Origin of the sequence: Mangrovicoccus sp. HB161399, assembly GCF_013184745.1 — a bacterium.
Classification (GTDB): Bacteria; Pseudomonadota; Alphaproteobacteria; order Rhodobacterales; family Rhodobacteraceae; genus Mangrovicoccus.
In genome coordinates this window covers 1-21,739 of record NZ_JAATVU010000084.1, presented here as the reverse complement: position 1 = coordinate 21,739, position 21,739 = coordinate 1, and the positions used below count along the sequence as shown (strand labels likewise).

Genomic DNA, 21,739 nt, shown 5'->3' with positions numbered 1-21,739 from the left:
CCAGGGAAGCAGTCGGCGGCGGTCCCATGGCCGCGTCAGGAGAGTGCGCAGCCTGAAAATAGACACCGGTGACAACAACCTTGAAAACCACCGGTTCGTGAGAACCTCAAAATATGCGCTCATTGAGAAAGTCACTCCCTGCCTATCGCTGGAAATGAGATCTCAGAACCGCCGCCTCACAAACAGGTGGGGCCGGGACATCGCATACGGCGAAATGGGAGAAGGTCAGCGAGCTTCTCGACGGCCTGCGCCGGACGCATGGCGCGAAGGCGCTGTCCTTCGGGCTGCAGGAGGAGATCCCGGGCGGCTATGTCGGCGCCAAGATCGCCTTCGGGCGGATCCCGGAGGAGGAGGATTTCACCGAGACCCCGGTGGCGGACGGGGACACAAGGTTCCTGTCGCATTGAGCGCGGGCACTCAGTCGGGCAGCACCGGAATTTCCGGGGGGCAGGCCATTTATCCGTGGCAATCTGATCGTCGCGTCACAGGTCGGTCGTTCGAAGTCCGGCGCCGCTGCGCTGCGGCTTTCCCTGAAGCCGCCGCTCGATCCGTGCCGCAGCATTCTCCACCAGCTGGCTGACGGAGAAGCGCACAAAACGGCCCCTCGCCGAGCGGCAGCCGACTGGTAGGATCGGGCAAAGCCGACTTTGATGCGAACTGCAACGGATGGCTGCTCTATATGGTTTTCTCAATCAGCCGGTCCGGCGACCAGATCAGGTTCGCGAGGGCACTGTAGAGTTTAGATCGTTGTTCGATGTCCTCCCAGCCAAACTTATCATGGGGCTCAAACTCTAACCCGTGCGTCCTAATCGCCTTCAGCACACCGGGATTTTTCTTGTAGAAATCTGGATGCAACGATTGGGAGAGCGCATTGGCTTTCAGGTAATGCGGCAGTTTCGTCTCATACGGATCATCCCCCAGACTAGCGTTCACCTTCTTGGGTAGAAGTAGAAGTCCGCCAATATAGTTGCGCCATTCCTCAAATGCGGAGGTGTCCTCGAACTCTTCGGTGAACATCTCAAACTTGTCGGCGAGGATGTGTTCAACCTCATAAGCGTTCTTTCCAGAGCGGACGATATAATCCTCGTACCGTCCTGGTTCCCCTGCTTGTCGTTCCAGCCAGTCGGTAAAACGTGCCAATTGTCGATGGATTGCCTTCGAGGTGAACTGATTGAGCCGCACCCAGTTTTCGAAGTCAATCTCTTCAAATTCTCCCTTCAACCGTTTGTGTAGCACCTGCCGCACCTCGGCTAATGTTTTCCCTCGAATGCTGCGGATAACGGTGAAAGCAGCATACTGCATCTGAGAATAGCTATTGGATTTGTAGTTCCAGAAACGAACGTTCAGCCAACAATCTATGAAGTCGGCAACGACGCTCATTTTGACCTTGGCGGTGTCTTTGTCGTCATCCGCATCCACAGCCGAGAGAATGATATGGTGTTGGAGCGTGAAGCCCGCATCGGCGTTATATTTGACACTCTCCAGCTCATTCTTACGGCTAGCCGACGCCTTGAGGAGCCGCAAGTATAGGTCCGCGAAGATGCGCATGTTCTTCATGACGAATTGGAAGAAATCATCGCTTGTGTTCAGTCCCACCTCCTTAGCGTTGTTTCTTATCCAGCGATGATACTCTGTTCCGATCAACTCGAAGTCTTCGTTCTTGGCTTCTTTTTTGCGCTCTCTGATCCGCTTGGCATATTGCGATCGTAGCCATGCTTTGAAGAAATCTGCCTCTGTGTTGTCGCCGAACTCTGCGAATTTGGTTAGGTAAGATTTGATCAGCTTATCCGCTTCAAGCCGTTTATCAGGGTCTTCGATATTGGCCAGCAAATAGCCCTTAAGCATGTCTGTAGGGGTCAGGGAGAGGCCCCTGTCATTCATCGTCTCGAAGATCGTGTAGGCGTCACCGTCGTCGTTCGCAGTGATCTCTATCAGCTTAACGTTCCGAATAATCCACCAGATAAACATGTTGAGTTCGTCGGGAGACATGGACTTCGGGAAAATCTCTCCGAGATCGTCATAACGATCCACCAGATTGCGAACAGAGTCGGATTTTCCCTCTGGATTATAGATTTCGCCACTAAGTAAGGCTGACATGCAGTCGTTGCGTTCAGGGATGTCGAGCTTGAATTTAGGGCCGCCTGGATCCTCATCAAAGACCAACTGTTCGATCTTATTAACCTTCTTCGTATGGTCCTGCTGCAGATGATTCAGATAGATCAGGAGAAGCGTCAACGTCGTTATGCGCTGTTGCCCATCAACGATGTTACGCACATCGCCTGACTTGCTGATTACAATGGAGCCGAGGAAGTACTTCGACTGCTTTTCCAATGCTGTGCCAGGGCTCCAAGTCTGCGAAAACTGGCCGTAGAGGTCATCAACAAGTTCCTGGAGTTGCTTTCGCTTCCAGCGGTATTCACGCTGGTAGTAATCGATGCCAAATGCCGATCCAGAAAGCAGCATTTCAAGTGTTTTGTCGTCACCTTGGATGTCCTGCAACACACCACCTTTTTCTTTAATTGATCAACTATCTTATTGGTCCATCGGCTCTTGTCCGACAACACCTTGTAATCAACGAGGGGTCGACGGGAAAGGTGTTAATCGTGTCAGCGGCGCAAGCGGCAGCTTCAACCACGAAAGAGTTTCAGTGTGAGCGTATCCTTGCGAGCTTTCGTCAAGTTAATGGACCTTGACCTCAGCAGCAGCGAAGGTCGGCTCTCTGGCCGTCTTTCCCAATGCCGCAAGGTGCACGAACGCCCGAATTGGGGCTCGGACCGGCCTTGCGGTGGCGCGGAGGCCCGGCCTTGGTTCCGATAGTTCACACGACACGACTACGAGTGATTCCAGGCTAAAGCTGCCGTTCGAACGCCTGCGCAGCATCCTCAAGCAGCCGAGCTCACCCTATGCGCACTAAGCAGACGATCGTTGCGAGCCGTCTTCCTAATCACAGGGTAGTTTCGCGTGGATGAGAACAATCTTAGGTTGATCCACATCAATGAAATTCTTCCTAGAGGGTGAAGACTGCTCTCTGAGTGACAAGTTCGGGCCAAGCAGCGCGATGTTCAATTTCCGTCAGAAAAGGAGCGCGCTGAATTAAATGGGTATTCAAGACATGTCAGGAGGAGAAAAACCATGTCCCAAGGACAACAGACTGATAATTTTGAGTTTCTGTTCAGCTTCGATCCAGAGGCAGTTGTAGGAGCCGACATTTATGACGGCGATATCCTACTTGAAGCCTACGCGCCGACTCCTGCAGGTGGTGGGACTGTCGTCGGGATGCAAAGCAATGGCAACGGAAAATACGACCTAATTAGCATCTCTCCCGGGTGGCATGTCAAAGTCTATGTTGACGAAGACGGCGACGGAGAATTCACGTATGTGGAAAGTCTCAACGTTACGGGGCCGATCATGATCGAATTTCTTGAAAACGGTGGCGCGTCTCAAGACGCCCGCGGTCATCAGATCATCTTCGATCCGGTCGACTCAGGGACACCTGATATTGCTTTTGTAAAATACGCGATAGGCAACTACAACTATGTCGGTGATGAGAATAATGATGCGATTATTGACCTGAACGGCAATGGCCAGATTGCCGATCTGGGAGACATATACCTTTAGGTTTCGGTTGCAACGCATTACGGGACTTAGGCGGCATATTTTGCCAACTCGTCCCTTAATCTTGCCCAAGAAATCGAAGAAATGGTCACAAGGGCATTCATGATGGATCGGACAACGCCTCCCGACGGCAGACTTGCTAAAGGGAGGCGAAGTTTTCAGAGAGAATAATATGCGCTCTCTCAACTGAGGTCGGCAATTTCATTCGAAGGTCAAAATTACTAGCTTCAAAAAATAATATGATCGGCGGCTTTGGGGCTCTCTACGGCCTTGCGGCGGCGCGGAAGCCTGGCGCTGGCGCCGATGGTTCATCGGTTGTCACCATGCCCGGCCGAAGGGCGGAACCAGCCGATCGCGCCTGACTCCCTGAGCGCCCGCGCTCAGCCCTTTACTGCCGTTCGCGACGGCGCCGGGCTCGAGAGGTCCGCTGCGGCCTGCCAGGCGAAGCGGACGTGCGGCGGCGCGGCGGGGCTCAGGCGGCAAACCCGTAGAAGCGGCCGGTCCCGACGATGATGAGACGACTGGCGCCGCCGCGGCCAGGCCCCTCCAAGTCCGGCCGCTCATCTTCATCCGCCATGCTCCCGCGGCGACGAAGGATCGAGAGGGCTGCTCGGAGCAGCCGGAAATGCGTCCGCAATTGCGAACCTCGAGCCAGGGCCGGACAAGGCGTGGCCACAAGGCTGGGTTCATGTGCATCCACACAGGACGGACGCTATCTGGCCCGGCATCGCTGCGCCACGTGAAAGCTGCGCGACATCGGGCCAGGCTGAGACATGAAGAGCGGGTCCCGGTTCAGAGCGATCGGCAACTGGTGCTCGCTGACCGGACGAGACGGCAGGGATCGGACTGGAACAGCTTGCATCCCGCCTGCCGGCGCAGACGCTGCAGCGCGCCTGGGCGGCGGCCGCAGGCGACGGCTGCGGTCCGGGCATAGGCATCTCCGGCGGGGCCAGTGCAAGGGATGCGGAATATCGCGGCAGATCCCTGCCATGCTGCCGTTTTCTGTGCGCGCCGGGATACGTGACCGGTGCGAGAGCCCGCAATCCTTGCGGCAGCATCCGGGGGCCGCAATCTCGGGGCTCAGGCTTCCGTACAGTCCATAGCGAGTTCACCAGATGCCACACCTCTTCTCCCCCTTCACGCTGAAGGACGTCACGCTGCGCAACCGGATCGTGATGTCCCCGATGACGATGTACAGTTCCGTCGATGGCAAGCTCGACGACTACCACGTCAGCTATCTCAGCGCGCGGGCTGCCGGCGGCTTTGCTCTGGTCTTCGGCGAGCAGATGGCCATCACGCCCGACGGCCGGACCACGACGTCTTGCGCCGGCATCTGGAGCGACGACCAGATCGAGGGGCATGCGCGCACCTGCGCCATGATCAAGCGGATGGGCGGCGTTCCGGCGATCCAGCTGGGCCATACGGGCCGCAAGGGCTCGGAACTGCCGCCCCACAAGGGCACGAACAGCGAAGGGACGTGGAAGCAGCTGCCGCCCGACCACCCCGATGGCTGGACCTGCGTGGCGCCGTCGGCGATCCCCTATGGCGGCGGCGGGCATGTCTACCCGGTCCACGAACTGACCGTCGAGGAGATCCGGGGGCTGCACCGCTCCTATGCCGAAGCCGCGCGCAGGGCGCTGGAGGCGGGCTACCAGTGGCTCGAGATGCACTATGCCCACGGCTATCTCGGGGCGAGCTTCTTCTCGCCGCTGGCCAACCAGAGAACGGACCAGTATGGCGGAAGCGTCGAGAACCGGGCCCGCTTCCATCTCGAGGCGCTTGATGCCGTCCGCGAGGTCTGGCCCGAGCGGTACCCGCTCACGATGCGTCTCGGGGTCGATGACCACAACCCCGCAGGCGTGCAGTTCGAGGACGCGGTCCAGGCAATCGCCATGATGAAGGAGCACGGCCTCGACCTGGCGGATGTCTCGCTGGGCTTCAACACCGACGAGATGGTCGATCCGCCCTTCAACGATGTCGGCTTCATGCTGGAGCGGGCGTCACGGGTGCGCCGCGAGGTCGGCCTTCCCGTGGCCACGAGCTGGAACCTGGGCGTGCCGTCGAACGCGGACAGGGCGATCCGGGACGAGCTGATCGACCTGGTTTTCCTCGGGCGCCCGGCGCTCGCCAACCCGCACTGGCCGGTCTGGGCCGCGCGCGAACTGGGCCACGAGGACCCGTTCAGCCTCGTGCCGCAGGACTGGGCCTGGTGGCTGCGGAATTTCCGCGGCCACGCCCAGAGCATCGGCCTGCCCGAGCCTCGGAGCCAGCAGATCGCGGCAGAGTAGGACCGAGGCAGGACCAGCGGTCCGGCACCTGGCTGTCGAGCAGGCGCAGCGAGCACGGGCCGCCCGCGCCGGTCGGCCGGACAGGGCACCAGTGCCCGTCCATGCTCCCGCAGAACTTCCTGCTGTTCCCGGCTGGTCACCGGTATCCGGGAAGCCGCCTCTGCGGGCGGCGCCATTCCGGATGGGAACGCAGCACATGGGCAGCAGGCCCGGTCAGGCGGAGCTTCAGGGCCGGTCGGGGGACGACGTTCTGCTTGCGCTGACCACGTCCTCCGGCTTGAAGTTCCTCATCCGGCAATCGTCCGGATGCCCCGTCCCGCACTGCGGCTTCGGCGCGGGACGTTCCGGAGGAGACAGATGTCGAGCACCCTGACCGGACTCTGGCCCGAGATAGCGGTCTGGATGCTCCTCGCGGCCGCCCTGGCCGCTGGCTGGGCAGGGTGGCGCGCAACGGCGATGCCGTTCCTGGCCGCGGCGATGGTTTCCGGATGGTGGCTTGGGAGCCTCGGCGTTCCGGCCCTCCTGATCTTCCCGGCCTGCCTGGCTGCAGCGTCCCGTCTTCCGGCCATTCCGGCAAGGTTCCGTCCGGCGGGGCATGCTGTCCTGATCCTTGCCTGTCTCGCCTTCAGCCTCGGGCTTGTTCCCGGACTCGGGAGGCTGACTGTTGCGGCGGACGTCCTGACCGGCCCGCAGAGCGTTCCCTTCCGCTACAGCCTCGGGACGGGCAAGCCGCTCGCCTTCTTCCTGCTGCTCTTCGCGCTGCCCGGCCTGCTGGACCGCCCGCAGGACCCCGATGCGAAACGGACCGGAGCGGCCGCAATTCTGCTCGCCGGCCTGTTCGCCACCGCCCTCGCCGCCGGGATGATCCGCTGGGAACTCTCGGTGCCGGACTGGCTGCCGTTTTTCTGTCTTGGCAACCTGCTTCTGACCTGTCTGCCCGAGGAAGCGTTCTTCCGCGGCTACGTCCAGCGCGGCCTGTCGCACAGGCTCGGCATCTGGCCTGCGCTCGCCGTCTCTGCCGCGCTCTTCGGCCTCGCGCATATCGGCGGCGGTCCCTTGCTGGCACTCTTCGCCGGGCTCGCGGGCCTTGCCTACGGGGCGGCCTTCCAGTTCGGCGGCGGGCTTGGCTGCGCGGTCCTCTTCCATTTCGGCTTCAACCTCGCGCATCTGCTGCTTTTCACCTATCCGGCGGCGGCTCCCTGACAGCCCGCGGACTTGTCCCGGCGTCATGGAAATCGGCTTTTGCCTCCGCGCGCCGGAGGCTGCACCCTGTCCGCGACGGCACGGCCCCACCCGCGGAGCATTCCATGAGCGACCTTCGTTCTCCCTTGCGCCTTCTCTGTGCGGCGGTCGCGCTCGTCCTGGCAACGGGGCCGGCAATTGCAGAGGAGAGGACCCTGACCGGCACGGTCACCTATCGCGAGCGCATCGCGCTGCCGCCGGAGGCGCGGGTGGAGGTCGAGCTGCTCGATGTCTCGCGCGCCGATGCTCCCTCGGTGACCATTGCCGAGACCGCCTTCGTGCCGGAGACACAGGTGCCGCTCGCCTTTGCGCTGGACTATGACGGCAGCGTGATCGACGCGCGCCACAGCTATGCGCTGCGCGCGCGCATCCTGCAGGGCGACGAGGTGCTGTTCCGGACGGTGCAGCATTTCGGGGTCCTCACCCGCGGCCAGGCCAGCACCGAGCTTGTGCTGGAGCGCGCCGCGGTCCCGGCGGAGACCCCGGTCGGGCGCTGGCTGGCGGAGGATATTGGCGGCGGCGGGGTGGTCGACCGGGTGCGGACGGTCCTGGAACTCGGGCCGGACGGCAGGGTTTCGGGTTCGGGTGGCTGCAATGCCATCTCCGGCCAAGCGGAGCTGTCGGGAGCGGCGCTGAGCTTCGGGCCGCTCGCCACGACGCGGAAGCTCTGCCCGCCCGCGGTCATGGATCAGGAGGCCAAGTTTCTCGCCGCCCTCGGCGGGACCCGCTCCTGGAAGATCGACCCGGACCGGCGCAAGCTCATCCTGCTCGACGCAACAGGCCGGACTGTCGCTGCATTCGCCCGGGACTGACCCGGCGAGGCTCAGAGCGCCGCCGTTCCGGTCCAGATTGCCGGGATCAGCAGCATCCCGAGGATGGCGACAAGCCCGTCCCCCGCGGTCAGGCCGAGGCCGAAGAGCAGCACCGGCAGCGCCAGCAGGAATGGCAGCCCGGGCAGGAAGCCAAGACCCGCCATCGCCGCGCCGATCAGGATCAACAGCACCGCGATGGCCCACGCGGCCGATCCCGAGACCGCCCAGTGCAGCCGCCCGCCGATCAGCCTGCGCAGCCGCCGCACCGCGGGCCAGGCCTTGACGAGGCTCTTGCGCAGCTTGTCCGCGGGCGCCTCGATCCGCTTCAGCCGGGAGGGCAGCCAGAGCCCCTTCGCCCCGCGGACCATCTGCGCGCCGCAGAGCACGAAGAGCAGGCCGATCAGGGCCGGAAAGCCCGGCAGCATGCCCACGGGAAGCATCATCAGCGCCGCCAGCACCATCAGCAGCGGGCCGAAGCCGCGGGCCTCGAGCGTGCCGACGAGATCGCCAAGTTGCACCGTCTCGCGGTCCTCCGCGAGCCCGGACAGGTCCTTCATGATACTTTCGATCGGATGCCTGGACATGCGCGCCCTCCTGTTGCGGGGGATCAGCGTGCAGAACTCGGCCGCTGTTCCGCCGTTTCTTGGATCGTCATGGAAAGTTCATCTCCGGCACCCGTTCCGGGCAGTCGGGCATTTGCGCGACACCCTGCCGTTCCCGCAGAGGCGGCGTCCGGCACTTCTCAGCCCTTTCCGGCCGGTCGTGGCGGCGCCTTGCTTGGGGTCTCCGGATCGGCGGGCGAAGAAAAGCGGACTTTCTCCGCCGCGAAGGTGTAGCTGCGGCATCATAGGAATAGCAGAAGTTCGTATTCGGGGCGGCGACCGCGCTCGCGGTTCCGACACTTTCGCTATCCGCCCTCATTCATCCCGGAAGGTCTGGGGCACGGTAGCGCGCCGCCAGACTTCACTTAGCTTGACTCACCCTAAAAGCTGCAGAGACCTTCTCCCGCGAAATAGGACTGACAAGATTGCCGGATGGACGAAATTCTGCCGCACGGCAGCGTTCTGGCGCACCAAGGCTGCGCTCGCTAATTGGTGCCAGAACAAGGCATTCATGGCAGCGCCTTGTCAGCGGGCTAGTTTGGTCAGGGGCTGCGTGCTTGAGATGCAGCCCAATGAGGATCTAGGGATCACCGACAACGATTTCGGCCATGGGGTTGCGCTTTGCGACGAACCTCACGTCATCGCGATCGAGCTGCGTACCGTAGAGGTAGAGCGTCTCCAGGGCCGGGAGGTCCGGCATGTGCTCGAGGGAAGCGATCTGCGTGGAGGAGAGGTTGAGCCACTCCAGGGCCGGGAGGTCCGGCATGTGCTGGAGGGAGGCGATCTGCGTGGAGGAGAGGTCGAGCTCCTCCAGGGCCGGGAGGTCCGGCATGTGCTCGAGGGAGGCGATCTGCGTGGAGGAAAGGTAGAGCGCCTCCAGGGCCGGGAGGTCCGGCATGTGCTCGAGGGAGGCGATCTGCGTGGAGGCGAGGTCGAGCGCCTCCAGGGCCGGGAGGTCCGGCATGTGCTCGAGGGAGGCGATCTGCGTGGAGGAAAGGTAGAGCGTCTCCAGGGCCGGGAGGTCCGGCATGTGCTCGAGGGAGGCGATCTGCGTGCCGGAGAGGTCAATTTCAATGAGCCTTTGAAAGTCCAAATTTGCCCAGTATCTGCTCGCATCTGGCGTGCTGCAGCCGGGAGCCTGCGGTCCTCCGCTGCCTCGAATCCGAAGTCCTTGAAGGTCATTTAGCGTGGAAAGGGCCGCAAAGACCGCCGCCCAGTCCGGGGACGGTTTGGAGCAATTTTCCGACAGGCGCCCTATATTGAAGACTACCTCGATGCCGCCGCCGTCACGGTGTTTTCCGATCGCTCCTTCGGCCGCCCGGATCGTCTCGATGGCGCGGTCCTCACGCCAGTTTTGCCAGAATGGCAGCCCGAGGGCGAAGAGAGCCGCCCAGCCCACCACTGCAGCAGGTCCGAGGACGGGGCGCAGGCGCGTCCAAACGGATGGCGTCTTCCGGCCAATGGCGCGGCCGAGCAGCGCGGCTAGAAAATCATGCGAGATTTCCCAGATCCGTTCTTCCGCCTCAAGGGTTCGTACCAGTCCCTTTCCGGCCAGCCCGTGCAGGGTGGCGCGCACCATGTGAGGCGGCAGGCCCGTGGCCTCGACCATGTCCGGCTCCAGTCGCGGCCTCTTTGTGCCTGCATCGGTGATGAGGCAATCCAGAACCGCGATCCTCGCAGCAACGGCGTGCTCCGCTCCCTCTGTCAGGCTACTTTCCAGGTAGTCCTGGATAAGCAGGCCGGGATCGCCGTTGAGCTTGTCACCCATCCGTTCAAGGAACAGCCCGACCATATTGAGCGTGATCTGCCGGTAGAGCCCCGGCGTGCCCTCGATCCTGTCTAGCCCATGGAAAAGGCTCTCGCGGCCGTCGGGCGCGGGAAGGCGTCCGCCGGCCTTCAGGAAGGCAGCGGCCTCGCCCCGGTTGTAGCGACCTAGCCGGAAGGCGTTGGTGCCTTGGACAGGCGCCGGCAAATCGAGCTTGAACAGTTCGGTTTCGTAATCAGACCGATAGACCAGCAGCACCTTGAGACCATCGACGGCGTGGGCGGCAAGATCCTCAATCAGGTGGCGGAAGGCACTGCCCTGATCCTCCTCGTTCAGGATCAGCAGTTCCTCGAACTGGTCGATCACCACCAGCAACGGCCTGTCATGCTCCCTCACCCGGCGGTCTGCTGCCTGCGCCAGAAGTTCACGCGTCGTCGCGTTCCCCTTCGACTTGCGCGGGAAGAGGGCCTTGTCGGTTTGCAACTTGTCTGACAGCCGCGAAGCGGCATCGCCCCAAGGGCGCATTTCCAGGACTGCCCAACCACGCGCCACGAGTTTCGGCAAAAGAAAGGCGCTGACCAGCGAGGACTTTCCGACCCCGCTTTCGCCCGAGAGGTGCAGCACCGTGCCTGAGGCCGCTTCCAGCCAAAGCAGGCAAGCTTCATGGAGACCGTCGAGTCGGCTGTAGGTACTGGCATCTGCCGGGCCGTAGGGGAACAGGCGAAAGGAAGAGTCCCGTGGCTGCGGCACGTCCTCGAAGCTTTGCCTTCTCGCCCGGGCTTCGGCACGGCTTCTCAGCGTGAACGGCAGAGCGCTGAACAGCAGTACAGCGACCAGCGGCGCCGCCAGGAGCAAGTAGAATAGTGCAACCCCGATTGCGGGGCCGAAATCGGTCTCGAGCCAGCCCCTGAGTTGCCGGAGTGGTTCGCCTGCAAGCGCGACCAGCATCGCAAGTCCGCCGAAATAGAAGACCAGGGAGCCCACAAGTACTGCTGCCTGCCCGATGAGGGATCCGAAGAAGCTCTGCCGGAACGCCTCACGGTCGGCTTCCGCCGGAGCAAAAGATTTGAGGTCTATGTTTGACAAGCGGGCTCGCGAAAAAAGTTGGCTTCCAAGTCAACCCTAACCCGGTCAGCTGAAGTTCACAAAGTGCTTCTGCAAGCTGCCCTGTCGGCTATGCGTGCGCAGCCGTCGTTTGGAACTATCGTTGCCAAGACAGGTGAAATCAGTCGGTTGTCTTCCGAATCGAGCGAATTGACCGGCGATGCTGAAAACTCCAGATGAAACGAGTCGTCCTCGAACTCGCGAAGACCAAAGAAATACGTGCGCATAAGTCCGCGGTTGGCCCGGATGGGTTGTGACCGGCAGAAAGTTGCGCTTCCTCTGCCGCCCAAGGCTCGCGGAATGCTGCGGGACGCAGTCAAGCGGCCGCTTCGGGGAAGGCGGCAGCGCAGCGGCGCCGAACTTTGAATGACCGGACTAGGGAACGGCGGCAAAATCGTCGATCCGACATAGCCTGATTGCCACTGGCTGCTTTCTGCGCACTTCTGTCGGACAGGGCTGCCCCGGCGAACGGCAGCAAAGCGGGATCTGCCCTTGGCGGTGACAAAGCTTGCCACCTTGCGGTATCGATGCCGACGGTGTCGCAAGGCGGGATAGAACGCACCTAACCACCACCTGTAGTGCGGTAATCTGTTTTATGAAAATGCGACAAGGCTCGTCTGCTTCGACCAAGGCGTTCCGGCAACCGAAATCGCCGGAACCATCTTACCTACAGCCGCCGCCGCTGGATGGCAGCCACCAAGCCGAGCAGCAGGAACGCCGGCAGATAGAACAGCTCCTTGGGCAGACGCTCGTTCTCCATATCGACATGGGTCACGCGCCAGTCGAAGTCGATCCCGAGCTTCTCTGCCGGACCGCCGAAGGCGATCATGTCGACAACAACCTGGCCATCCCGTGCCATCAGGTCCAGCCCGGCTGCCTGGGACAGCCGCGCTGCTCCGTCATCTCCCGCGGGGCCGAGCGGGAGCAGGAAGATCGAGGACACGTGGCGGCCGCCGATCGTGTCGCCTTCCAGGCCAACCCGGAGCGAGGCATCAGCCGGGGCGTTCGACGCAAGCCCGAAGATCGCGACAGGCGGCTCTGCCGTCCATTCCGGCGCGAAGCGGTCGAGCCAGAAGCCGGGCCGGAACAGCGTCAGCGCGACAAGCACGAGCGCCGCAGACTCCCAGAGCCGCGAGCGCGTCACGAACCAGCCCATTGTCCCGGCGGCAAAGACCAGCATGGCGATCATCGCGACGATGAAGATCGCAAGGGCATGTGCCCAGCTGACGTCGATCAGCAGCAGGTCGGTGTTGAAGATGAAGAGGAACGGAAGCAGCGCCGTGCGGATCGAGTAGAAGAACGCCTGGAAGCCGGTTTTCAGCGGGTCGCCACGGGAAATCGCCGCCGCCGCGAAGCTGGCGAGGCCCACGGGCGGCGTCACGTCCGCCATGATCCCGAAATAGAAGACGAACATGTGCACCGCGACCAGCGGCACGATCAGCCCGTTCTGCGCACCGAGCTCGACCACCACCCCCGCCATCAGCGACGAGACGACGATGTAGTTGGCCGTGGTCGGCAGGCCCATGCCGAGCACGATCGAGATCAGCGCGACGAAGACCAGCATCAGCATCAGGTTGCCGCCGGAGAGATACTCGACGAATTCCGCCATCACCTGGCCGATCCCCGTGAGCGTCACCGAGCCGACGATGATCCCGGCGACCGCCATGGCGCAGGCCAGGCCGATCATGTTACGTGCGCCCGCGATCAGTCCTTCGAGCATCTCTGTCCAGCCCGCGCAGGCCGCCTCGGCAATGCCGCCTTGGTTGCGGAACCACAGCTTCAGCGGCCGCTGCGTGAAGAGGACCAGCAGCATGAAGGCCGCCGACCAGAAGGCGGAGAAGCCCGGCGATTTCCGCTCGATCATCAGGAGGTACATCAGGAGGAGAATCGGCAGCAGGAAGTGGAGTCCGGTCTGCAGGATCTCGCGGGCGGGCGGCAGGTGCTCCATGCCCGAGACCGACATCTCCAGATCCGGGCGCTGCGCCGCGTGGCGGAGGGCGGCGACGTAGGCGGCGAGAAACAGCGCCACCAGAACCGGAAGGGCCATCTCGCCGAGTGACGCCCGGAGCAGGTCGACGATCATCCCTGTCGCCCAGAGAATGCCGCCACCTGCGACGATGCCGCCGCAGACCGACAGCACGGCGGCCAGGATGAAGCGCAGCGCGCCAGTCCGCAGCGTGCCGGTCATGCCCATCTTCCGCGCTTCGAGATGCACAATGTAGAGAAGCGCGACATAGGAGATCGCGGCCGGAACGATGGCGGCGCGCACGACCTCGATATAGGGGATGCCGACATATTCGGTCATCAGGAAGGCCACCGCCCCCATCACCGGCGGCGTCAACACGCCGTTGATCGAGGAGGAAACCTCGATCGCCCCGGCCTTGGCGGCGGAGAAGCCGACCTTCTTCATCAGCGGAATGGTGAAGGTGCCGGTGGTGACGACGTTGGCGATGGACGAGCCCGAGATAAGGCCCGTGGCCGCCGAAGCGATCACCGCCGCCTTGGCCGGGCCGCCGCTGAGATGACCGAGTGCGGCAAAGGCCAGCGACAGGAAGTAGTTCCCCGCACCCGCCTGGTTCAGCAGCGCACCGAACAGCACGAAGAGGAAGACGAAGCCCGAGGAGACGCCGAGCGCGACGCCGAACACGCCCTCGGAGGTCAGCCAAAAATGGCTCATCGCCCGTTCGACCGAGGCGCCGCGCCAGCGGATCATGTCGGGCAGACCCTCCCAGGAGCCGAAGAAGACATAGGAGAGGAAAACTGCGGCCACCGCCATCAGCGGAAAGCCGAGCGAGCGGCGCGCGGCTTCCAGAAGCAGGACAACCCCGAGGCAGGCGAATCCAATATCGGCGGAGGTCGGCGCGCCAGACCGCGCGGCAAGCCCATCCCAGAACAGGAACAGGTATCCCGCGCAGAAGGCGCCGAGGAGCGCCATCGCCCAGTCCCGGACCGGGATCGCATGGCGCGGGCCGCGCGTGGTGGTGGGGAAGGCGGAGAAGGCCAGGAAGACCGCGAAGGCCAGGTGGATCGAGCGCGCCTGCGCGTTGTTGACCACCAGGACGCCCAGTTCGTAGGGCAAGGGCGAGGCAATCCAGAGCTGGAACAGCGACCAGCAGAGCGGCACGAACCACAGGACGCGCCGGTCGAGGGCGCGGGTGGGGGCGCGGGCGCCGGTATCGGCTTCGGCCATTAGGTCTCCGGCCGCGGCGGCTGAAGTCTCGGTCTTCGGGGTCAAGGCAGGTCCTCGCGACAGGCAACGGGAAAGGCCCGTCCGGAGGACGCCGGACGGGCCTTCGGGACGAGCGGCGGATTACTTCCAGCCGCGCTCCTGGTAGTAGCGCAGCGCGCCGGGATGCAGCGGCGCGGTCAGGCCAGAGGAGATCATCTCGGCCTCGTCGAGCCGCTCGAAGGCCGGGTGCAGGCGCTTGAAGTCGCCGAAGTTGTCGAAGACCGCCTTGACCACGGCATAGACCACGTCATCGGGCGTGTCGGCCGAGGTCACGAAGGTCGCGCGCGGGCCCCAGGAGGGGATGTCGTCGGGGTTGCCGGAATACATGCCGCCGGGGATCGTCGCGGCGGCATAGGCGGGGTTCTCGGCCAGCAGGCGGTCGATGTTCTCGCCCTCGAGCGGCAGGATCGCCACGTCGCAAGTAGAGGTCGCCTCCTGGCTCGACCCGTTCGGCAGGCCCGCCGCCCAGATCGTCGCATCGATATTGCCGTCGCAGAGCGCCGAGGCCTGCTCGGCTGAGCCCAGCTCTGCCGCCAGCGAGAAATCGTCCGCGGTCAGGTCGGAATAGGCCATCAGCGTTTCGGCCAGCACGCGGGTGCCCGAGCCGGGATTGGCGATATTCACCTTGTGCCCGGCCAGATCGGCGACGGCCGCGATCCCGGCATCCTTGCGCGCCATGACATGCAGCGGCTCGGGATGGATCGAGAACATCGCGCGCAGCCCCTCGTAGGCGCCGTCACTTTCGAAGGCGCCGGTGCCGCCAATCGCAGCGGCCTGGACGTCGGATTGCACGACGCCGAAATCGAGCTCTTGCTGGCGGATGGTGCGGACATTGTAGACCGAGCCGCCGGTCGACTCGACAGTGCAGCGCAGGCCGTTCTCGGCGCGGTTCGCGTTCACCAGTCGGCAGATGGCGCCGCCGGTCGGGTAGTAGACGCCGGTCACGCCGCCGGTGCCGATGGTGACGAATTGTTGGTCCTGCGCCATTGCGGCGGGGGCGCCGAACAGCGCGGCAGCCAGGGTCAGCCCGGTCAGGGCCTTCGGAAAGGTCATGGTGGTCTCCGTGTCGGGATCGCGTGTTCTGCTGCGGCAGGCGGCGCGATCCGCCGCGTCCTGCCGTCTGGCGCCGACGATTTGTCGATCATGCCGGAGATGTCACGACAAAACTGATGTTTTTTTTGGCACCTGCCTTCACTGTGAGCGATGGTTACGAGTCGGCCATCCCGGGACCGGGCTGCTGGCACCTCCCGGGATCGCATCCGGGCCGAACCCGCCAGTCCCGCCGGGCGCCGCGGCGGCCAGCATTGCCGGGACGGCAGCTGCCCGGGAAAGCTTCACCTGGCCTTGCCGGCGCTCCAGTAGGCCTGGGTATCCCGGCGCAGCTCCTCATAGGACCGGATGCGCGCCCGCGCGGCGTCACCGCCACGTTCCACCAGCAACGCCAGCAGCATCTCGATGACGGCGACCAGCCCGGCGTAGCAGCCGAAATGGTAGGTGCTGATCACCGCGGCGACGAGTGTCTCATCGGCCTGCAGATCCGGCGAGACGATCTCGCTATCTGCGATTAGCACCAGCTTCATCCCCTTGCGGCGGGCAAAGCGGCAGGCTTCGATTGTTTCGCGGGAATAGGGCGTTACCATGATGGCGATCAGCACGTCGCCCTCGCCCGCCTGGTGCAGCTCGTCGATCGCGCTGTTCATGTGGCGCGGCACCAGCTGCAGCGAGGGCAGCGCCATCTCACCGACATAGTGCAGGTAGTAGGCCATGCCGTAGCTTGCCCGGACGGCCGTCAGATAGACCGATCGCGCGCCGATCAGCAGGTCGGCCACGCGCTGCATCTGCGCCGCTTTCTGCCGTTCCAGCGAGCGCTGGACGATCGCCATGGCATTCACCGAGGCCTCCGCCTGGACCCGTCCGAGCGCGCCGGCCTCCTCCAGCCGCTCCACCCATTGCGGCTGTTCCAGCCCGGCGGCGGTGGAGACTAGGGCATGCCGGAACGGGTCGCGCATCTCGTCATAGCCCGAGAAACCCATGCGTTCGGCGAGCCGCACGAGGGTGTAGGTGCTGACCCCGGCCTTGCGCGCAGTCTCGCGGATCGAGTCGAGCCCGAAATCCGACGGATGGTCCACGACATACTTCGCGACCGTCCTCAGCCCCCGCGGCAGCTCGGGGATCACCGCCTTGAGCTCTGATATCACGCGATTCTTCAGTGTCGGATCCATGGCAGCCCCCGGTTTCCTGCGCGGCTGAAAAACAGCACAAACGTTATTTTTGGTCAACATTGACTGTTTTCGTTCCGGACGCAAGATTTGGCCGCAGAACAGCCGGCCGCGGATCGACCGGTGCACCAGACCTCAGGGATTTCACATGGCCGACACCCTTCCCTCCCATGCCTCGGTCGTCGTCATCGGCGGCGGAATCATGGGCTGCTCCACGCTCTACCACCTCGCCAAGATGGGCGTGACCGACGCGATCCTGCTGGAGCGCAACGCGCTGACCTCGGGAACCACTTGGCACTCCGCGGCACAGGTCCGCGCGCTGCGCCATTCGCGCAACCTGACCCGGATGATCCAGTATTCGGTCGACCTCTATTCCCAGCTGGAGAAGGAGACCGGCCAGTCCGTCGGGTGGATCCAGAAGGGCTCGCTATCGATCGCGACGACCCCGGACCGGCTGACCCATGTGAAGCGCCAGGAGGCGCTGGCGCATGCCTACGGGATCGACGCCTGGTCGGTCTCGGCCGGGGAGGCCAAGGAACGCTGGCCGCTGATGAATGCCGAGGACGTGCTCGGCGCGGTCTGGTCGCCCGATGACGGCAGGGTCTCGCCCTCGGATGTCTGCGCGGCGTTGGTGAAGGGCGCGAAATCGCTCGGCGCGAAGATCTTCGAACGCACCGGCGTGACCGGCATCCTGACCGAGAACGGCCGCATCACCGGCGTCGAGACCGACAAGGGCACGGTGATGTGCGACGCGATCGCGCTCTGCACCGGCCTCTGGTCGCGCGAGGTCGGCGCGATGGCGGGGGCCGAGGTCCCGGCGCTGGCCTGCGAGCATTTCTACCTGCTCACAAAGCCGATCGACGGGATCACCGGCAATACGCCGACGCTCTCGGACCACGACAGCCACCTCTATATCCGCGACGACAGCGGCGGGCTGCTGGTCGGCTGCTTCGAGCCGATGGGCAAGCCGATCGCCCCGGGCGTGCTGAACGAGAGCTTCGAATTCGGCCTCCTGCCAGAGGACTGGGACCATTTCGAGCCGATGATGATGAACGCGCTGCACCGGCTGCCCGCGCTGGAAACGGCCGAGGTCAAGATGCTGCTGAACGGGCCCGAGAGCTTCACCCCCGACGGCACCTTCATGCTGGGCGAGACCGCCGAGACGCACGGCCTCTTCCTGGGCTGCGGCCTGAACTCGGTCGGCATCGCCTCGGGCGGCGGCGCGGGGATGAACCTGGCCCATGCGATCGTCCATGGCCGCACCGCCTATGACCTCAGCGAGGCCGACGCCAAGCGCTTCGCCCCGGTCTTCAACTCGGTCGAGCACCTGATGGCCCGCGCGCCGGAGATCCTCGGCACGCATTACGACATCGCCTATCCGGGCAAGCAGCTGAAGACCGCGCGCGACCTGCGCCGCCTGCCGCTCGATGCCGAGTACCGCAAGGCGGGCGCGCATATGGGCCAGGTCTACGGCTGGGAGCGGCCGCTCTATTTCGGCAAGACCGCAGAGCCGCAGATGACCTTCGGCCGCCCCGACTGGTTCGGCAATGTCGAGGCCGAGGTGACCGCCGCGCATGAGAAGGCGGCGATCTTCGACGCCTCGCCCTTCGGCAAGATCGACGTGACCGGCCCCGATGCCGAGGCCTTCCTGGCGCGGGTCTGCGCGGGCCATGTCGGCCGCAAGCCGGGCTCGGTCATCTACACCGCCGTGCTCAACGACCGCGGCACCTTCGAGTCGGACATCACCGTGCAGCGTCTCGGCGCCGAGCGCTACCGGCTCTTCGTCGGCACCAACGCGATCAAGCGCGACCTGGCCTGGTTCCGCCGCCATTCCGAGGGCTTCGACGTCGCCCTGGCCGATGTCACCGAGGACTACGCGACGCTCGGACTGATGGGCCCCGACGCCGCCCGGATCGCCGCCGCCTGCGGGGCCGAAGGGTTGGACGGGATCGGCTATTTCAGGGTCGCCCCGGCCCGCATCGCCGGGATCGAGGTCACCGCGGCGCGGCTCTCCTATGTCGGCGAGGCCGGCTGGGAGATCACCTGCGCCGCCGCCGAGGCCTCCCGGCTCTATGCCGCGCTGACCGCCGGGGGCGCGGTTCCCGCCGGCCTCTTCGCCCAGAGCTCGATGCGGATCGAGAAGGGCTTCTGCGCCATGGGCCACGAGCTCGACAGCGACGTGACCCCGATCGCGGCCGGGCTCGGCTTCGCGCTGCGCAAGGCGGGCGGCTATATTGGCGCCGACGCGGTGGAGACCGCCCGCGCCTCGGGCGAGACCGCGCGCATCGTCTCGCTGACCCTCGATGACGGGACGGCAGTGCCGCTAGGCCACGAGCCGGTCTATCTCGACGGCAAGATCGTCGGCCAGACCTCCTCCTGCGCCTTCGGCTACCGCATCGGCAAGCCGGTCGCGCTGGCCCATCTGCATCACCCGCTGGCCGACGGCACCCGCGTGCAGGTCGACATCGCGCGGACGCTCTTCGATGCGACCGTCACCTGCGGGCCGCTCTTCGATCCCGACGGCGCGCGGATGAAGCCCGTGCCCGCGGAGGCCTGAGCCATGCGCCGGCCCCATGTCATGGTCGCGCCCAACGGGGCGCGCCGCGGCAAGGCGGATCACCCCGCCCTGCCCGTCACCCTGCCCGAGATCGTCGCGGCGGCGCGGGACTGCCATGCCGCCGGGGCCGATGCGCTCCACCTCCATGTCCGCGACAGCGCCGGCGGCCATTCGCTCGATGCCGGGCGCTACCGCGAGGCGCTTGCCGAACTCGGCGCGCAGGTCCCCGCGATGCCGGTCCAGATCACCACGGAAGCCGCGGGCGTCTTCGATGTCGCCACACAGCTTGCCTGCCTCGAGGCTGTCCGGCCCGCCCGCGCTTCGGTCTCGGTGCGCGAGATCGCCCGCGATCCAGGCCTGGCGCCGCGGGTCTACGCGGCCTGCGCCGGGGCGGGAACCGAGGTCCAGCACATCCTCTATGACACCGCCGATATTGCCCGGCTGCGCGACTGGCAGGCCCGCGGTATCGTCCGTCCCGGCCAGCAGGCGGTGATCTTCGTGCTCGGCCGCTACGCACCGGGGCAGGTCTCCTCCCCCGCCGATCTCGCCCCGTTCCTCGCTGCCATGCCGGATGCCGCCGACTGGACCGTCTGCGCCTTCGGGCCCGGGGAGCACGCCTGCCTCGCGGCCGCCGCCCGCCTTGGCGGCAAGCTGCGGGTCGGGTTCGAGAACAGCCTCGCCGCCCCCGACGGCACGGTCCATCCCGACAACGCGGCCTCGGTCGCCTCCCTCCGCAGCCTTCTCGAAAGTCAGGACCCATGAGCAACGTCTTTCCCCGCAAGTGCAATTCGGACCTGCCCACCGCCGTCGGCGGCGACGGCTGCTACCTGATCGACGCCGCCGGTACGCGCTATCTCGACGGGTCCGGCGGCGCGGCCGTCTCCTGCCTCGGCCATTCGAACACCCGTGTCCGCGAGGCCATCAAGGCCCAGGTCGACCGGCTGGCCTATGCCCATACCGCCTTCTTCACCTCCGATCCGGCCGCAGAGCTCGCGGAGCTGCTGATCGCGAATGCCCCGGGCGATCTCGACCGGGTCTATTTCGTCTCGGGCGGCTCCGAAGCCGTGGAGGCGGCGATCAAGCTCGCCCGCCAGTATCATGTCGAGCGCGGCGAACCGCAGCGGCGGCACCTGATCGCCCGCCGCCAGAGCTATCACGGCAACACGATCGGCGCGCTCTCGGCGGGCGGCAACGCCTGGCGGCGCGCGCAATTCGCGCCGCTTCTCATCGAAATGAGCCATATCGCGCCTTGCTACGACTATGCGGAGCGCACTCCGGACGAAACCCCGGAGGCCTACGGGCAACGGGTTGCGGACGAGCTCGAGGCCGAGATCCTGCGGCTCGGACCGGATACGGTGATGGCCTTCATCGCCGAGCCGGTGGTCGGCGCGACGCTGGGCGCGGTCCCGGCGGTGCCGGGCTATTTCCGGCGCATCCGCGAAATCTGCGACCGCTACGGCGTGCTGCTGATCCTTGACGAAGTCATGTGCGGCATGGGCCGGACCGGGCACCTGTTGGCCTGCGACGCCGAAGGCATCGCCCCCGATATCCTGACAATCGCCAAGGGCCTGGGCGCGGGCTACCAGCCGATCGGGGCGATGCTCTGCTCGAAGGACATCTACGGCACGATTGCGGCGGGCACCGGCTTTTTCCAGCACGGCCATACCTATCTGGGCCATCCGGTCGCGGCGGCCGCAGGCCTGGCCGTGCTGCAGGAGCTCCTTGAGCATGACCTTCCCGCCCGAGTCCGCAGCCTCGGCGCCAGCCTCGAAGCGAAGCTTGCAGCCCGCTTCGGCCAGCATCCGCATGTCGGCGACCTGCGCGGGCGCGGGCTGTTCCGCGGCGTGGAATTCGTCGCCGACCGCGGGACCAAGGCCCCCTTCGACCCGGCGCTCGGGATCGCTGGCAAGCTGAAGACAGCCGCGCTGGCCCAGGGGCTGATCTGCTATCCGATGCCCGGCACCCGCGACGGCCGCAACGGCGATCACGTCCTGCTGGCCCCGCCATTCATCGCAGGCGAGGCTCAGCTCGACGAGCTGGTCGAGCGGCTTTCGCTGGCGGTCGACCAGGTCATGGCCGCTATCGCCGCCTGACCCCTGCGGCCATCGCGCAGGCCCATGGCCCCTCCGTCCCTTGCGGGCGGAGGCCTGCCGCGGCCTGCCCTGGAAACCGCCGGCGCCGCGTCCGGCACCAGAGACAGAAGAGAGACCCCCATGAAGATCCTCGTGCCCGTCAAGCGGGTGATCGACTACAACGTGAAGGTCCGCGTGAAGGCGGATGGCAGCGGCGTCGATCTTGCCAATGTC

Annotated in this window: 13 protein-coding genes and 1 pseudogene; 8 read left to right on the top strand and 6 right to left on the bottom strand. The window is 64.8% G+C overall.

Features of this window, described 5'->3' with window-relative positions:
* Window positions 1-675: 675 nt before the first annotated feature.
* Window positions 676-2,502 (bottom strand): DUF262 domain-containing protein, encoded by a 1,827-nt coding sequence (locus tag HCC78_RS27405; protein ID WP_172331958.1) that lies wholly within the window; start codon window positions 2,500-2,502, stop codon window positions 676-678.
* A gap of 630 nt (window positions 2,503-3,132) precedes the next feature.
* On the opposite strand from HCC78_RS27405, the gene HCC78_RS27400 reads away from it, so the two are divergent.
* The 4 genes from HCC78_RS27400 to HCC78_RS27385 all read left to right on the top strand — a co-directional run bounded on the left by HCC78_RS27400 (window position 3,133) and on the right by HCC78_RS27385 (window position 7,957).
* Window positions 3,133-3,618, top strand: coding sequence for a hypothetical protein (locus HCC78_RS27400; RefSeq protein WP_172331957.1), 486 nt, complete (start codon window positions 3,133-3,135; stop codon window positions 3,616-3,618).
* 1,112 nt (window positions 3,619-4,730) lie between these two features.
* On the top strand, window positions 4,731-5,903 hold the full coding sequence (locus tag HCC78_RS27395) for an NADH:flavin oxidoreductase/NADH oxidase (protein WP_172331956.1): 1,173 nt from the start codon (window positions 4,731-4,733) through the stop codon (window positions 5,901-5,903).
* Window positions 5,904-6,260: 357 nt separating this feature from the next.
* Entirely contained in the window at window positions 6,261-7,106 is an 846-nt protein-coding gene (locus HCC78_RS27390) for a CPBP family intramembrane glutamic endopeptidase (RefSeq protein WP_172331955.1), read from the top strand.
* A 104-nt stretch (window positions 7,107-7,210) separates the two neighbouring features.
* Entirely contained in the window at window positions 7,211-7,957 is a 747-nt protein-coding gene (locus HCC78_RS27385; protein ID WP_172331954.1) for a YbaY family lipoprotein, read from the top strand.
* A gap of 11 nt (window positions 7,958-7,968) precedes the next feature.
* Here HCC78_RS27385 and HCC78_RS27380 read toward each other — a convergent pair whose 3' ends face one another.
* The 5 genes from HCC78_RS27380 to HCC78_RS27360 all read right to left on the bottom strand — a co-directional run bounded on the left by HCC78_RS27380 (window position 7,969) and on the right by HCC78_RS27360 (window position 16,855).
* A complete protein-coding gene (locus HCC78_RS27380; protein WP_172331953.1) occupies window positions 7,969-8,541 on the bottom strand; it encodes an exopolysaccharide biosynthesis protein in 573 nt (190 codons plus the stop codon).
* A 598-nt stretch (window positions 8,542-9,139) separates the two neighbouring features.
* Window positions 9,140-11,410 (bottom strand): hypothetical protein, encoded by a 2,271-nt coding sequence (locus tag HCC78_RS27375; RefSeq protein ID WP_172331952.1) that lies wholly within the window; start codon window positions 11,408-11,410, stop codon window positions 9,140-9,142.
* A 685-nt stretch (window positions 11,411-12,095) separates the two neighbouring features.
* Window positions 12,096-14,618: a TRAP transporter permease gene (locus tag HCC78_RS27370; RefSeq protein WP_172331951.1), complete on the bottom strand. Its 2,523-nt coding sequence runs from the start codon at window positions 14,616-14,618 to the stop codon at window positions 12,096-12,098.
* Window positions 14,619-14,738: 120 nt separating this feature from the next.
* Window positions 14,739-15,710, bottom strand: coding sequence for a TAXI family TRAP transporter solute-binding subunit (locus HCC78_RS27365; RefSeq protein WP_172331950.1), 972 nt, complete (start codon window positions 15,708-15,710; stop codon window positions 14,739-14,741).
* 281 nt (window positions 15,711-15,991) lie between these two features.
* Entirely contained in the window at window positions 15,992-16,855 is an 864-nt protein-coding gene (locus HCC78_RS27360; protein ID WP_371743945.1) for a MurR/RpiR family transcriptional regulator, read from the bottom strand.
* A gap of 169 nt (window positions 16,856-17,024) precedes the next feature.
* Here HCC78_RS27360 and HCC78_RS27355 point away from each other — a divergent pair, with 169 nt between their 5' ends.
* From HCC78_RS27355 to HCC78_RS27340, 4 genes and pseudogenes are all read left to right on the top strand, one after another.
* Window positions 17,025-19,433: an FAD-dependent oxidoreductase gene (locus tag HCC78_RS27355; protein WP_172331948.1), complete on the top strand. Its 2,409-nt coding sequence runs from the start codon at window positions 17,025-17,027 to the stop codon at window positions 19,431-19,433.
* 3 nt (window positions 19,434-19,436) lie between these two features.
* Window positions 19,437-20,195: a 3-keto-5-aminohexanoate cleavage protein gene (locus HCC78_RS27350; RefSeq protein WP_172331947.1), complete on the top strand. Its 759-nt coding sequence runs from the start codon at window positions 19,437-19,439 to the stop codon at window positions 20,193-20,195.
* The gene (locus tag HCC78_RS27345) at window positions 20,192-21,526 is read left to right on the top strand and encodes an aspartate aminotransferase family protein (protein ID WP_172331946.1); all 1,335 of its coding nucleotides are present in this window, start codon (window positions 20,192-20,194) and stop codon (window positions 21,524-21,526) included. The genes HCC78_RS27350 and HCC78_RS27345 overlap by 4 nt, the downstream gene beginning before the upstream one ends.
* 120 nt (window positions 21,527-21,646) lie before the next feature.
* Window positions 21,647-21,739: pseudogene (locus tag HCC78_RS27340) on the top strand (electron transfer flavoprotein subunit beta/FixA family protein); the annotation flags it as partial.

Coding starts and splice junctions, on each gene's coding strand:
- HCC78_RS27400 (WP_172331957.1), top strand. CDS start 3,133: ATGTCCCAAGGACAACAGACTGATAATTTTGAGTTTCTGTTCAGCTTC.
- HCC78_RS27395 (WP_172331956.1), top strand. CDS start 4,731: ATGCCACACCTCTTCTCCCCCTTCACGCTGAAGGACGTCACGCTGCGC.
- HCC78_RS27390 (WP_172331955.1), top strand. CDS start 6,261: ATGTCGAGCACCCTGACCGGACTCTGGCCCGAGATAGCGGTCTGGATG.
- HCC78_RS27385 (WP_172331954.1), top strand. CDS start 7,211: ATGAGCGACCTTCGTTCTCCCTTGCGCCTTCTCTGTGCGGCGGTCGCG.
- HCC78_RS27380 (WP_172331953.1), bottom strand. CDS start 8,541: ATGTCCAGGCATCCGATCGAAAGTATCATGAAGGACCTGTCCGGGCTC.
- HCC78_RS27370 (WP_172331951.1), bottom strand. CDS start 14,618: ATGGCCGAAGCCGATACCGGCGCCCGCGCCCCCACCCGCGCCCTCGAC.
- HCC78_RS27365 (WP_172331950.1), bottom strand. CDS start 15,710: ATGACCTTTCCGAAGGCCCTGACCGGGCTGACCCTGGCTGCCGCGCTG.
- HCC78_RS27355 (WP_172331948.1), top strand. CDS start 17,025: ATGGCCGACACCCTTCCCTCCCATGCCTCGGTCGTCGTCATCGGCGGC.
- HCC78_RS27350 (WP_172331947.1), top strand. CDS start 19,437: ATGCGCCGGCCCCATGTCATGGTCGCGCCCAACGGGGCGCGCCGCGGC.
- HCC78_RS27345 (WP_172331946.1), top strand. CDS start 20,192: ATGAGCAACGTCTTTCCCCGCAAGTGCAATTCGGACCTGCCCACCGCC.